At 55.5% G+C, this 12217-nt stretch carries 13 protein-coding genes; 7 read left to right on the top strand and 6 right to left on the bottom strand.

The window, feature by feature from the left end; genetic code table 11:
• Positions 1-48 precede the first annotated feature (48 nt).
• Positions 49-636: an aminoacyl-tRNA hydrolase gene (gene pth, locus OXR61_RS22650; protein WP_021509932.1), complete on the bottom strand. Its 588-nt coding sequence runs from the start codon at positions 634-636 to the stop codon at positions 49-51.
• A 261-nt stretch (positions 637-897) separates the two neighbouring features.
• On the opposite strand from pth, the gene ychH reads away from it, so the two are divergent.
• Entirely contained in the window at positions 898-1176 is a 279-nt protein-coding gene (gene ychH, locus OXR61_RS22645) for a stress-induced protein YchH (RefSeq protein WP_021509933.1), read from the top strand.
• On the opposite strand, the gene OXR61_RS22640 is transcribed toward ychH, so the two are convergent.
• The 4 genes from OXR61_RS22640 to lolB all read right to left on the bottom strand — a co-directional run bounded on the left by OXR61_RS22640 (position 1173) and on the right by lolB (position 5133).
• The gene (locus OXR61_RS22640; protein ID WP_021509934.1) at positions 1173-2342 is read right to left on the bottom strand and encodes a GGDEF domain-containing protein; all 1170 of its coding nucleotides are present in this window, start codon (positions 2340-2342) and stop codon (positions 1173-1175) included. The genes ychH and OXR61_RS22640 overlap by 4 nt on opposite strands.
• Before the next feature lie 225 nt (positions 2343-2567).
• A complete protein-coding gene (prs, locus tag OXR61_RS22635) occupies positions 2568-3515 on the bottom strand; it encodes a ribose-phosphate diphosphokinase (protein ID WP_006118899.1) in 948 nt (315 codons plus the stop codon).
• A 137-nt stretch (positions 3516-3652) separates the two neighbouring features.
• Positions 3653-4510: a 4-(cytidine 5'-diphospho)-2-C-methyl-D-erythritol kinase gene (gene ispE, locus OXR61_RS22630; protein WP_021509936.1), complete on the bottom strand. Its 858-nt coding sequence runs from the start codon at positions 4508-4510 to the stop codon at positions 3653-3655.
• Entirely contained in the window at positions 4507-5133 is a 627-nt protein-coding gene (gene lolB / locus OXR61_RS22625) for a lipoprotein insertase outer membrane protein LolB (RefSeq protein WP_021509937.1), read from the bottom strand. Before lolB ends, ispE begins: the two co-directional genes overlap by 4 nt.
• 216 nt (positions 5134-5349) lie before the next feature.
• Between lolB and hemA the strand changes: the two genes are divergently transcribed.
• The 6 genes from hemA to kdsA are packed head-to-tail and all read left to right on the top strand — an operon-like array spanning position 5350 to position 10656.
• A complete protein-coding gene (gene hemA / locus OXR61_RS22620) occupies positions 5350-6606 on the top strand; it encodes a glutamyl-tRNA reductase (protein WP_021509939.1) in 1257 nt (418 codons plus the stop codon).
• Between the two features lie 41 nt (positions 6607-6647).
• Positions 6648-7730, top strand: a complete 1083-nt coding sequence (gene prfA, locus OXR61_RS22615; RefSeq protein ID WP_021509940.1) for a peptide chain release factor 1 — start codon at positions 6648-6650, stop codon at positions 7728-7730.
• Positions 7730-8560 carry a peptide chain release factor N(5)-glutamine methyltransferase gene (prmC, locus tag OXR61_RS22610; protein WP_267412560.1) on the top strand — a complete coding sequence of 277 codons (831 nt, stop codon included), beginning with the start codon at positions 7730-7732 and terminating at the stop codon, positions 8558-8560. Before prfA ends, prmC begins: the two co-directional genes overlap by 1 nt.
• 9 nt (positions 8561-8569) lie before the next feature.
• Positions 8570-8968, top strand: a complete 399-nt coding sequence (locus OXR61_RS22605; protein ID WP_021509942.1) for a SirB2 family protein — start codon at positions 8570-8572, stop codon at positions 8966-8968.
• Positions 8965-9774, top strand: a complete 810-nt coding sequence (gene sirB1, locus OXR61_RS22600) for an invasion regulator SirB1 (protein WP_021509943.1) — start codon at positions 8965-8967, stop codon at positions 9772-9774. Before OXR61_RS22605 ends, sirB1 begins: the two co-directional genes overlap by 4 nt.
• A gap of 27 nt (positions 9775-9801) precedes the next feature.
• The gene (kdsA, locus tag OXR61_RS22595; protein WP_021509944.1) at positions 9802-10656 is read left to right on the top strand and encodes a 3-deoxy-8-phosphooctulonate synthase; all 855 of its coding nucleotides are present in this window, start codon (positions 9802-9804) and stop codon (positions 10654-10656) included.
• Positions 10657-10955: 299 nt separating this feature from the next.
• Here the strand turns inward: kdsA and OXR61_RS22590 are convergent, their stop codons facing one another.
• Positions 10956-11645 carry a hypothetical protein gene (locus OXR61_RS22590; protein ID WP_021312832.1) on the bottom strand — a complete coding sequence of 230 codons (690 nt, stop codon included), beginning with the start codon at positions 11643-11645 and terminating at the stop codon, positions 10956-10958.
• Positions 11646-12217 lie beyond the last annotated feature (572 nt).

Here is a 12217-nt window from a genome sequence, read left to right as displayed (position 1 = left end):
TTTTCGCGCATTATACACAGAATTCCCTGCGGCGGCGCGGGAATTGGCTTAGCTGGCTTTGAAGGCGTGCAGGCGGTTCATCGCCTTAATCTTGTCTTCTTTTAGCCACAGCTCGGTGCAGCGCACCGCTTCGTCGACCGCCTCGTCAATCAGCTTCTGCTCGCTGGCCGGTGCCTTGCCGAGTACAAATCCGGTGACCTTGTTACGATCGCCCGGATGGCCGATACCGACGCGCAGGCGATGAAAATTGTTGTTATTACCGAGCTTGCTGATGATGTCTTTCAGGCCGTTATGACCGCCATGGCCGCCGCCCTGTTTGAATTTCGCCACGCCTGGCGGCAGGTCCATTTCATCGTGTGCCACCAGAATCTCTTCCGGCGTAATGCGATAGAACGTTGCCATCGCCGCCACCGCTTTGCCGCTCAGGTTCATAAAGGTGGTGGGCACCAGCAGGCGCACATCCTCGCCGGCCAGCGACAGGCGCGCGGTGTAGCCGAAAAATTTCGGCTCCTCTTTGAGGGACTGATTATGGCGCGAGCAAAGTAAATCCACGTACCAGGCGCCAGCGTTATGGCGCGTTGCCGCGTATTCAGCGCCGGGATTGGCCAGCCCCACAATCAGTTTAATGCTGCTCACGATGTTTATCCTGTCTCGCTGCGAAAGGGCGATAGTTTACTGCCTGCCGGCAGGGATGACAAAGGGCGCAATGACAGATTAATGACCTGAGGTGACTAATCAATTTCTATCGAAATCAAGGCGCTGGCGGTAAAGTTTTGTCAGACATTGTGAAAGATGTGTGATCCTGTACGCATCTTAACCGCCAGCCATTGCCTAAACTTATGGCCAGTTAACCAAACGTGCTGTTTTCTGCGTTGCTGAAAAGGATGGAGGTAAATCATGAAACGTCAACACTGCCGCACTGTCGGTAATGGTTTGATGTGTCTCGGCTTGTTAACCATGGTGCTCGGGGTGGGTTATTCCATCATTAACCAGCTACCGTCGGTCAACCTGCCACAGTTCCTCGCGCATGGAGCGATGTTCAGTATTTTTGTGGGTGCCCTACTGTGGCTGGTCGGCGCACGCGTCAGCGGACGGGAGAGGGTGGAAGACCGCTATTACTGGCTGCGTCACTACGGTGACAAACGCTGCCGTCGCGATCACCACTCAACGCACTAACCGGCTTCCGCCATTGCCGCCTGCGGCGTCTGATAACCTTCGACGCGGTTACGTCCGGCGGCCTTAGCGCGATACAAAGCTTCATCAGCCAGCGCCAGCAGGGCGGGAAACGCCTGATGCCGCTGGCTGGCAGTGGCAAAGCCAATGCTCACCGTATAGCCGATGTCGTTGGGTAGCGACAGCTGTGTTGCCAGCCGGATACGCTCACATATGCGCTGCGCCTGCTCACTGTCGCCAGGAAGCAACGCGGCAAACTCCTCACCGCCCAGCCGGGCAAACTGACCCTCAACCGGCATTAATGCTTTTACCACCTGACAAAAATCCACCAGCACCCGATCCCCCTGCTGATGGCCATAGCGATCGTTAATGCTTTTGAAATGATCGAGGTCGAACAGCACTGCACTGTAAATATAGGGCTGCGGCAAACGTGCGTGGCGCAGCAGCAGTTTTTCCGCGGCTTCAAACAATGCGCGCCGATTCCAGACGCCGGTAAGCGGATCGTGCAGCGACGCCAGCTTATGGGCGATCTGCGTACGCTCATTGACCATCGCCAGAATGGTGAAGGTCAGGCCGATGACGAAGAGGATAGACTCCAGAATCACATACACCGAAAAGCCGGAACCGCCAATGGCACCCGGTACCGGGGTAGCCACTGCATCGTCAAGGAAAATGCGTGCCAGATGGAACAGTAAGTGGATCCACAGCAGTATCTGCGCGGGCCAGAAAGTGACGGTCAGCGTGGCGCGCGCCTGCCACAGCAGACGAATCAGCGCGGCGGTAAAGATGATGCACAGCAGGCACATGACCAGCACGCGTTTCGGCTGGCCGTGATAGAACTGCGGAAAGGCACAAAGCAGGGCCCACAGTAGCGCACCAGTGATCCAGCAAAAACCAAGCGGAAGGCGGCAAAAAGTACGAAAGGCGTTGAGCAGGGTGCCGTAAGCCAGCAGCATGATGACATTCCCGACCGCCACCGGCAAAAAGTGCAAACCGGCGCTGCGCAGGCTGCTGAGCAGCACGGCGGCAAGCGTCAGTATTAGCGTCAGGGTGGTAAAACCCAGCACCCGGTCGTACTGCGCCCCGACCCAGGCAAAAATCAAAATAATGCTCAGAAACCCCAGCACGTAGAGCTCGCAAATAAACAACGTATAAATGTCGAGTAGCATGGTGGTCGGAGTTCTCAGCAAAAGTGTGGTGAAAAATATCACTAATCACTGGACCGCTAAAGCCCGGATGCGCTTGTCTGATAAAAAGAGTGGAAGGCGGGGAGATTGGCGGATTTTGAGGCCATTTATCGCGCAAATAGTGGCGGCGGAAGCGGCTTTATCGGGATGTTACTCCGCGCACAGGCAATAAAAAACCGGGCAGGGCGCCCGGTTTTTCGCGAACAATTAATGTTCGAACATCGCCGAAATCGATTCTTCGTTGCTGATACGACGAATGGCTTCGGCCAGCATGCCAGACAGCGTCAGCGTACGCACGTTTGGCAGTGACTTCATCTCTTCCGACAGCGGAATAGTGTCGCAAACAATCACCTGATCAATCACTGATTTGCGCAGATTTTCCACCGCGTTGCCAGAGAAGATTGGGTGGGTGGCGTAAGCGAACACGCGTTTCGCGCCGCGCTCTTTCAGTGCTTCAGCCGCTTTGCACAGCGTACCGCCGGTGTCGATCATATCGTCGACCAGTACGCAGTCACGACCGGCAACGTCACCGATGATGTGCATCACCTGCGACACGTTCGCACGCGGGCGACGTTTGTCGATGATGGCCATGTCGGTGTCGTTGAGCAGTTTGGCGATAGCGCGAGCGCGCACTACGCCACCGATGTCCGGCGAAACCACAATCGGGTTTTCCAGACCAATCTGCAGCATATCTTCCAGCAGAATCGGGCTACCGAACACGTTATCCACCGGGACATCAAAGAAGCCCTGGATCTGTTCAGCGTGCAGGTCAACCGTCAGTACACGGTCCACGCCGACGCTGGAGAGGAAATCAGCCACAACTTTGGCGGTAATTGGCACGCGGGCAGAACGCACGCGGCGGTCCTGACGGGCATAGCCAAAGTAAGGGATTACAGCAGTAATACGACCAGCAGAAGCCCGACGCAGTGCGTCGACCATCACAACCAGCTCCATCAAGTTATCATTGGTGGGGGCACAGGTGGACTGGATGATGAAAATATCACCACCGCGTACATTTTCATTAATCTGTACACTTACTTCGCCATCGCTGAAACGGCCGACAGCGGCGTCTCCGAGGCTGGTGTAAAGGCGGTTGGCAATACGTTGTGCTAGTTCCGGGGTGGCGTTACCAGCAAATAGCTTCATATCAGGCACGAGAAGAACCTCAGGCTTGGCGTCCAGAGAATGAACCGCTCAAAAATAACCGGCGAATACATTTGAGCCTGTTCATACGGGTGTGTTAATGCGTCACGTGCAGTGTCTGGAACAGGGTGACACTGTCACGTTTACGCTTAGAGCCCGGAAAGGGTGCGCTGTAACGGCGAGAGATTAAGCCCACGCGCCACAAATCCGCACATCCATTTCGGGGCAAGCTCCAGCACCTGACGAGCAGCGGACTCGGTGTCAAATTCAGCAAACACGCAAGCGCCGGTCCCTGTCAGGCGCGACGGCGCGTATTCTAGCAGCCAGGAAAGCAGCGCATCAACCTCACGAAAACGTTTTCTTGCTACCGCTTCACAATCATTGTGAAAAGGACGCTGCAACAGTTCATCTAATGTGCGTATTGGTGAATCGCGCGTCAGTTCAGGATCGCGAAACAGATCCGGGGTAGCGATGCTGACACCAGGATGCGCCACCAGGTACCATTTTTCCGCAGGATTTGCGGGCTGCAATTGCTCGCCGACCCCTTCGGCAAACGCCGCGTGGCCGCGCACGAATACCGGCACATCGGCACCGAGACGCACGCCAAGCGTAGCCAGCTCATCCACGCTGAGCTGGGTGCGCCACAAATGGTTCAGCGCCACCAGCACCGTCGCCGCATCAGACGAACCACCGCCCAGACCACCGCCCATCGGCAGGCGCTTCTCCAGCGCGATCCGGGCACCAGCCTGCTGCGGCAGCGTGCCTTTGTCCGCCGCCGCAGCACGCAGCGCCAGCGCCGCCCGCACGATCAGGTTGTCTTCATCGGCCACGCCATCAAGCGGCGTCAGCAGGGTGATACTGCCGCTGTTATCCGGGGTAATCTCCAGGGTGTCGCCAACGTCGAGAAACTGAAACAGCGTCTGCAAATTGTGGTAGCCGTCTGCACGACGGCCGGTAATGTAGAGAAACAGGTTAAGCTTTGCCGGCGCGGGCCAGGTGGTGATCATTGTGTGGTCCAGCTATCCATGCGCAGTTTGATGCGCTGACCGCCTTCGGTCAGTTCGAGGTTGGCCGGCAGCGGCGGGTTCACCTTGCTGTCGTAATCGCTGATATTCACCTTCCACTGCTGGCCGTTGCGGCTGTAGGTCAGGCTTTGCAGCTGATAGTTGTTGTTCAGCTGATAGTCGCTGGCGTCGCCTGGCAGACCCATCATCCACTGACGCAGGTTCGCCAGCGGAATATCCATGCCGGTGAGCTGGGAAATCATCTTCTCCGCGTCGTTGCTGACGTAGCGTTTGCCTTTGTTATCGACAATCTGCACCACCGAACCCTGCGCGTCGAGCTGCAGTTCCGTGCTGCCGAGCGGGTTAGTCAGCAGCAGACGGTAACGGTCTGCAGCAGTTTGCTGCCAGTTGAAGCGGGCATAAACCTTCTGCTTATCTGACAGATAGGCAAAAGCGCCGCGCGTCTGGTACTGGGTGATTTTCGCTACCGCCTGCTGGTGTTGCTGCCACTGCGGTGATGTCGTGCTGGGACCGGGACCTTGCTGGGGTTTGTTGATGCTACAGGCAGCCAGCAACACGCTGGCAAGGGGCAAAAGGCGCAACAGCTGGCGCGGGGGCAAATGCATCACGTGGTCGTCTCCTCAGACACGTTTTTACGTCGTAACCGGTAACGCTAACCATCCGTCTCTGTGCCGTCAATGGCGATGTCAGGATAATTGCGCACGATCAGTTTAATCTTATTACAGTCATAGGCTTTGTATGGCTTTTCTTGATCTGTTGCATCTTGTAGAATGCGCAGCACAAAACCTGACAATTATTGGGACTTCCCAACCCGAATCACCATGACGCTGCTTGCTCTCGGAATCAACCACAAAACCGCACCTGTTGCGCTGCGCGAACGTGTTTCGTTCACGCCAGACACGCTGGACCAGGCGCTGAACAGCTTGCTGTCTCAGCCGATGGTGCAGAGCGGGGTGGTGCTTTCTACCTGTAACCGGACGGAACTCTACCTCAGCGTAGAGCAGCAGACCGATCTGCAGGAGCAGCTGGTGCGCTGGTTGTGCGAGTATCACGACTTACGTGAAGAGGACGTGCGCAACAGCCTGTACTGGCATCAGGACAACGCGGCAGTCAGCCACCTGATGCGCGTGGCCAGCGGGCTCGACTCGCTGGTGCTGGGCGAGCCACAGATTCTCGGTCAGGTCAAAAAAGCCCATGCTGACTCCTCGCGCGACCATGCGCTGAGCAGCGAGCTGGAACGCATGTTCCAGAAAACCTTCTCGGTGGCCAAGCGTGTGCGCACCGAAACCGAAATCGGCGCCAGCGCCGTCTCGGTTGCCTTTGCTGCCTGCTCCTTAGCCCGTCAGATTTTCGAATCACTCAGCAGCGTTAACGTGCTGCTGGTCGGTGCCGGTGAAACCATCGAACTGGTGGCGCGTCACCTGCGCGAACACAGCGTGCGCAAACTGATGATCGCCAACCGCACGCGCGAACGCGCGCAGCTGCTGGCGGACGAAGTCGGCGCCGAAGTGATCGGCCTTGCCGATATCGAAACCCGCCTGGCCGATGCCGATATCATTATCTCCTCCACCGCCAGTCCGCTGCCGATTATTGGTAAAGGCATGGTGGAACGGGCGCTGAAGGCGCGCCGCAACCAGCCTATGCTGCTGGTCGATATCGCCGTGCCGCGCGATGTCGAGCCGGAAGTGGGCAAGCTGGCTAACGCCTACCTGTACAGCGTGGATGATCTGCAGGCGATCATCGAGCAGAACATGGCGCAGCGCAAAGCGGCGGCGGTGCAGGCGGAAAGCATTGTGGTGCAGGAGAGCGGTGAATTCATGGCCTGGCTGCGCGCGCAAAGTGCCGGTGAGACCATCCGCGAATACCGCGCGCAGGCCGACGACGTGCGTGCCGAGCTGCAGGATCGCGCGCTGGCGGCGTTGCGTCAGGGTGCTGATGCCGAAAAAGTCTTGCAGGAGCTGGCACACAAGCTCACCAACCGTTTAATTCATGCACCAACCAAATCACTGCAGCAGGCCGCGCGCGACGGCGACAGCGAACGCCTGCAGATCTTACGTGACAGCCTCGGTTTAGAGTAATCTGGTCTGTCACGACCTATCACTGGGATACCCTCTATTAGATGAAGAGCTCGATTGTTGCCAAGCTGGAAGCGCTGCAGGAACGCCATGAAGAAGTTGAAGCGTTACTGGGTGATGCCGGCGTAATTGGCGATCAGGACCGTTTCCGCGCGTTATCACGTGAATATGCCCAGCTGAGCGACGTCACCCGTTGTTTCCGCGAATGGCAGCAGGTGCAGGAAGATGTCGAAACGGCTGAAATGCTGCTCGACGATGCGGAAATGCGCGACATGGCGCAGGAAGAGTTGAAACTATCGCGCGAAAAGCGCGAGGTGCTGGAACAGCAGCTTCAGGTGCTGCTGCTGCCGAAAGATCCCGACGATGAACGTCCGTGCTTTATCGAAGTGCGCGCCGGCACCGGCGGCGACGAAGCGGCGATTTTCGCCGGCGATCTGTTCCGCATGTACAGCCGCTATGCCGAAGCGCGCCGCTGGCAGGTGGAGATCATGAGCGCCAATGATGGCGAGCATGGCGGCTACAAAGAAGTCATTGCGCGTATCACCGGTGACGGGGCTTACGGTCGCATGAAGTTTGAATCCGGCGGTCATCGCGTGCAGCGCGTGCCGGAAACCGAATCGCAGGGGCGCATTCACACTTCCGCCTGTACCGTGGCGGTGATGCCGGAGCTGCCGGAAGCCGAACTGCCGGACATCAATCCGGGCGATCTGAAAATCGACACCTTCCGCTCTTCCGGCGCGGGTGGTCAGCACGTTAACACCACCGATTCGGCGATCCGTATCACCCACCTGCCAACCGGCATCGTGGTGGAGTGCCAGGATGAGCGCTCGCAGCACAAAAACAAAGCCAAAGCGCTGGCGGTGCTGGGTGCACGCATTCACGCAGCGGAAATGGCGAAGCGCCAGGCGGCGGAAGCCTCAACGCGGCGTAACCTGCTGGGCAGCGGCGACCGTTCCGACCGAATCCGTACCTATAACTTCCCGCAGGGGCGCGTCACCGATCACCGCATTAACCTGACGCTCTACCGCCTCGACGAAACCATGGAAGGCAAGCTGGATACGCTGATCGAGCCGATTGTGCAGGAGTATCAGGCTGACCAGCTGGCCGCACTGGCCGGGCAGGAGTGATGAACGTCCGGCGCTGGCTGCAGCAGGCGCAGGCTGCGTTGTGCGGAGGCGATAGCCCGAAGCGCGACGCGGAGATTCTGCTGGGTTTTGTCACCGGCAAGTCGCGCAGCTGGCTGATAGCGTTTGACGACAGCCCGCTTGATGATGCGCAACTGGTGCAGCTGGAGACGTTACTGGCACGCCGCGTGCGCGGTGAGCCGATTGCCCATCTGGTGGGCGAACGCGAGTTCTGGTCGCTGCCGCTGCGCGTCAGTGATGCCACGCTGATTCCGCGTCCGGATACCGAAGTACTGGTGGAGCAGGCGCTGCTGCGGCTGCCCGCGACGCCCTCCGCGGTGCTCGATCTCGGCACCGGCACCGGCGCCATTGCGCTGGCGCTGGCCAGCGAGCGGCCCGATTGTCAGATTACCGGCTGCGACCGCATCGCCGCCGCGGTTGCGCTGGCGCAGGACAACGCCCAGCGCCTTCACCTCACCAACGCCGGATTTGTGCTCAGCCACTGGTTCGACGATCTGCCCGCCCAACGTTTCGATCTGATTGTCAGCAATCCGCCTTACATTGATGCCGCCGATGAACATCTGCAGCAGGGCGACGTGCGTTTTGAGCCGCTCAGCGCGCTGGTGGCGGAGGAGGCCGGGCTGGCCGATTTACGATTAATCATTGAACGCGCGCCGCACTGGTTGCAGCCGCAGGGTTGGCTGCTGCTGGAACACGGCTGGCAGCAGGGCGAGGCTGTACGCGCGCTGCTAACCCGTCATGGCTTTCAGGCGGTTACTACCGTTGAGGATTACGGCGGCAATCCGCGCGTCACGCTTGGACAACTTACTTAAGGAAGCACTATGGCCAGCTGGTATCCGCTGATTAAAAATTTCCATCTGCTGACAGTCGCGATCACCATCACACTGTTTCTGCTGCGTTTTTACTGGCTGACCACCGGATCTGCCCTGCTGCAGCGCCGCTGGGTGCGCATTGCGCCGCACGTCAACGATACATTCCTGCTGCTCAGCGGTGCACTGCTGGTGCTGATTACCCACTTTTATCCGTTTACCCCACAAGGAAGCTGGCTGACGGAGAAGCTGTTAGCGGTTATCATCTACATCGCCTTAGGTTCCGTGGCATTGAGTCGTCGCCCGCGCAGCATGGCGACCCGCTGGGTCGCCTGTTTAGTCGCCGTGGTCGCATTATTGCTGGTGATTAAACTGGCGATGACCAAAATGCCGTTATTGGGGATAGTATGACCTCGCCAGTGCAACTTGATTACAGTGAAACACCGTTAAGTGAAGCGGTGATTGGTGCGACCTGCGCCATACGCAATGATTTTTCCGCGCCTTCCGTCCAGCAGCAGCTGGCTGACCTGGTTGAAGAGGCGCGGCGCTATGTCAGTAGCGAACAGGATGCGGATCTGCAGCTGGAGAAGCTGCTCGATCTGTTTTACCAGCAGTGGGGCTTTGGCGGTGCCAGCGGCGTCTACAATCTGTCAGACGCGCTGTGGATCGATAAAGTGCTGAAGAGCCGGCAGGGGACGGCGGTATCGCTCGGCGTGATTCTGCTGCACATTGCGGATGAGCTTGAGCTGCCGCTGATGCCGGTGATTTTCCCGACGCAGCTGATCCTGCGTGCCGACTGGCTCGACGGTGAAATGTGGCTGATCAATCCGTTTAACGGTGAGACGCTCGACACCCATACGCTTGAAGTGTGGCTGAAGGGCAACATCAGCCCGACGGCAAAACTCTATTCTGACGACCTCGATGAAGCGAAAACCGTCAGCGTGATGCGCAAAATGCTCGACACGCTGAAAGCGGCGCTGATGGATGAGAAGCAGATGGAGCTGGCGCTCAACGTCAGCCAGGTGCTATTGCAAATCGACCCGGACGATCCCTATGAGATTCGCGACCGCGGTTTGATTTACGCCCAGCTGGAGTGCGAACATATCGCACTGACCGATTTGACCTATTTCGTTGAACAGTGTCCTGAAGACCCGGTCAGCGAGATGATTAAAGTGCAGATCCACGCAATTGAACAGAAACAGGTGACGCTGCACTAAGCGTCCCCCGACATTTAAGGAAAGGGCATGACACAGAAAGTAGTGAGTATCGGCGATATCAAGGTCGCAAACGATCTGCCATTTGTTCTCTTCGGCGGCATGAACGTGCTGGAATCCCAGGATCTCGCCATGCGCATCTGCGAACATTACGTGAAGGTAACCGACAAGCTCGGCATTCCGTATGTGTTCAAAGCCTCTTTTGACAAAGCCAACCGCTCTTCAATCAAGTCTTACCGTGGCCCTGGCCTCGACGAAGGCATGAAAATTTTCCAGGCGCTGAAGCAGGCGTTCGGCGTGAAAATTATCACTGACGTGCACGAAAGCTGGCAGGCGCAGCCGGTTGCCGACGTGGTGGATGTGATTCAGCTGCCGGCCTTCCTGGCGCGTCAGACCGATCTGGTGGAAGCGATGGCGAAAACCGGTGCCGTGATCAACGTGAAGAAGCCGCAGTTCGTCAGCCCGGGCCAGATGGGCAATATTGTCGATAAGTTTGCCGAAGGCGGCAACGACAAGGTGATTCTGTGCGATCGCGGCAGCAACTTCGGGTATGACAACCTGGTGGTTGATATGCTCGGTTTCAACGTGATGAAGAAAGTCACTAACAACAGCCCGGTGATTTTTGACGTCACCCATGCGCTGCAGACACGCGATCCATTTGGCGCGGCCTCTGGCGGTCGTCGTGCGCAGGTTGCCGAACTGGCGCGTGCGGGCATGGCGGTAGGCATCGCCGGTCTGTTCATCGAAGCGCACCCGGAGCCGAATAGCGCCAAATGCGACGGCCCGTCCGCGCTGCCGCTCGATAAGCTGGAACCGTTCCTTGCGCAGATGAAAGCGATTGACGATCTGGTTAAAAGCTTCCCGGAGCTGGATACCAGTAACTGATTTGTCATAGCAACAGCAAAGGCACCCGCGGGTGCCTTTGTAATAGAATGGTAAATTCTGTCGCAGGCGCTTAACAACGAAGGGATTACATAAAGTATCAACTGAAATTGACCGTCAAAACCATCTAAAATATTTCACGTAGATAGCACCCATGACAATGACCCAGAGTAGGGTCAACAACAGCCCATAATGAGGGAAAAGCGCTGTCAAAAGTATTCCACCTGCTACCGCCGCAATCACCGGTATTAGTGAAAAAAAAGACTGACTTAACCATGCATAGAACCAGGAAAAGATTCGTTTCATTTTGTCAGTAACCGTTCTACTAATGCCAATATTTGCTCATCATTTGTTGAGCCGGATTTGTTTAAGTAAATAATTTTAGACATTTCAGGTTCTATGAGATAATAAAGCATTTCTAATTTCTGTTGATACAGATCGAAATAATACTCCGGATCCGCAAATTTCAAATGCTGAGCTGCTGTTGCAGCGATTTGTATTTTCCCATAAAATTTTAAAACTGTGACACTATAAAGCGAAGTCCGGTCAATCACATCAACCAGCGAGCTCTTAAAAACTTTAGATTCGGTAACTATGCGCGCGATAAGAAATGAAATGGTGAGTTTTGAAGCTTTACCGCTTGTATAATTAGCCGCCTTTTCAGCAAGTTGGCGCACCAGATTTTGAACATTATGTTCACTGAGACGCGCAAGTTTTTTTCTAAAGTAGATTTCAACCATATCAAGGATGACATCATGTCGTGAAAAAACCTGTGGCAGAGCTGAAAACATACGAACATCTTCACTTCTCAGTCGTTTACATACATCTTTGTAATCATCAAAAACGCAGGAACTATACCAGCTAGCTCTTTCAATTCCCGAGGCAACTGTAGTACTGGCGGTTCGCGTTTCTTCACGCAGTTGCGCCAGTGCTTTTTCAAAATTGAGTGCAATTGTACGATCAGCCTGAAGCTTCAATTTCAGATACGACATGGTTAATCATCCCTTACTGTAGAAATCCTTAAGAAACGATTATATACTTATCATATCTTGTTGCAAGGAGCATACATGAAATGAAACGGATACTATTACTAATTGTCTTAACGCTAGGCTACGCAATTATTATTCCTGAGGTCATGTTCAGGTTCCTTTCCGAATCATCGTATATGCTGTTAGGTAAATTAGTGAACCCTTTTCATGTTTTTTTATCGACCATTGATGCGTTGATTATCGCAACTATTTTATTATCTGCTTTTCTCTCATGGTTGACATTAAAGCTGATAGCGTCCATCGCTAAGCGGTAAGGTTTTAACGTACAAGCAGCATTTTGATACGGTGTCGGCGCTGAAAAGAATGTAAATCAATTGACGTATGGATTATTTACAGGCAATCATAAATAATGACTGGCAGCCAGAGTGCATGCGGTGAACATTTTAACTTCTTCGGGTAAACAGAAGATTTGCAATAAACTATTCGATTTAAGGCTTAATTTTTAGCAAATAGCTGGCAGGGCCAGATGTGCTAACGGCTGTTATTAAGCCGTAAAGATATCTTTATCCAGGTGC

Source organism: Pantoea sp. GM_Pan_4 (assembly GCF_026541005.1).
In the GTDB taxonomy this organism is placed as follows: Bacteria; Pseudomonadota; Gammaproteobacteria; order Enterobacterales; family Enterobacteriaceae; genus Pantoea; species Pantoea dispersa.
The sequence above is the reverse complement of the archived record's forward strand: the minus strand, read 5'-3'. Positions and strand labels throughout refer to the sequence as shown.

Excerpts from the sequence above, each read along its gene's own strand:
- ychH (WP_021509933.1), top strand. The coding sequence starts at position 898 with ATGAAACGTCAACACTGCCGCACTGTCGGTAATGGTTTGATGTGTCTC.
- OXR61_RS22640 (WP_021509934.1), bottom strand. The coding sequence starts at position 2,342 with ATGCTACTCGACATTTATACGTTGTTTATTTGCGAGCTCTACGTGCTG.
- ispE (WP_021509936.1), bottom strand. The coding sequence starts at position 4,510 with ATGATCACCACCTGGCCCGCGCCGGCAAAGCTTAACCTGTTTCTCTAC.
- lolB (WP_021509937.1), bottom strand. The coding sequence starts at position 5,133 with ATGCATTTGCCCCCGCGCCAGCTGTTGCGCCTTTTGCCCCTTGCCAGC.
- hemA (WP_021509939.1), top strand. The coding sequence starts at position 5,350 with ATGACGCTGCTTGCTCTCGGAATCAACCACAAAACCGCACCTGTTGCG.
- prfA (WP_021509940.1), top strand. The coding sequence starts at position 6,648 with ATGAAGAGCTCGATTGTTGCCAAGCTGGAAGCGCTGCAGGAACGCCAT.
- prmC (WP_267412560.1), top strand. The coding sequence starts at position 7,730 with ATGAACGTCCGGCGCTGGCTGCAGCAGGCGCAGGCTGCGTTGTGCGGA.
- OXR61_RS22605 (WP_021509942.1), top strand. The coding sequence starts at position 8,570 with ATGGCCAGCTGGTATCCGCTGATTAAAAATTTCCATCTGCTGACAGTC.
- sirB1 (WP_021509943.1), top strand. The coding sequence starts at position 8,965 with ATGACCTCGCCAGTGCAACTTGATTACAGTGAAACACCGTTAAGTGAA.
- kdsA (WP_021509944.1), top strand. The coding sequence starts at position 9,802 with ATGACACAGAAAGTAGTGAGTATCGGCGATATCAAGGTCGCAAACGAT.
- OXR61_RS22590 (WP_021312832.1), bottom strand. The coding sequence starts at position 11,645 with ATGTCGTATCTGAAATTGAAGCTTCAGGCTGATCGTACAATTGCACTC.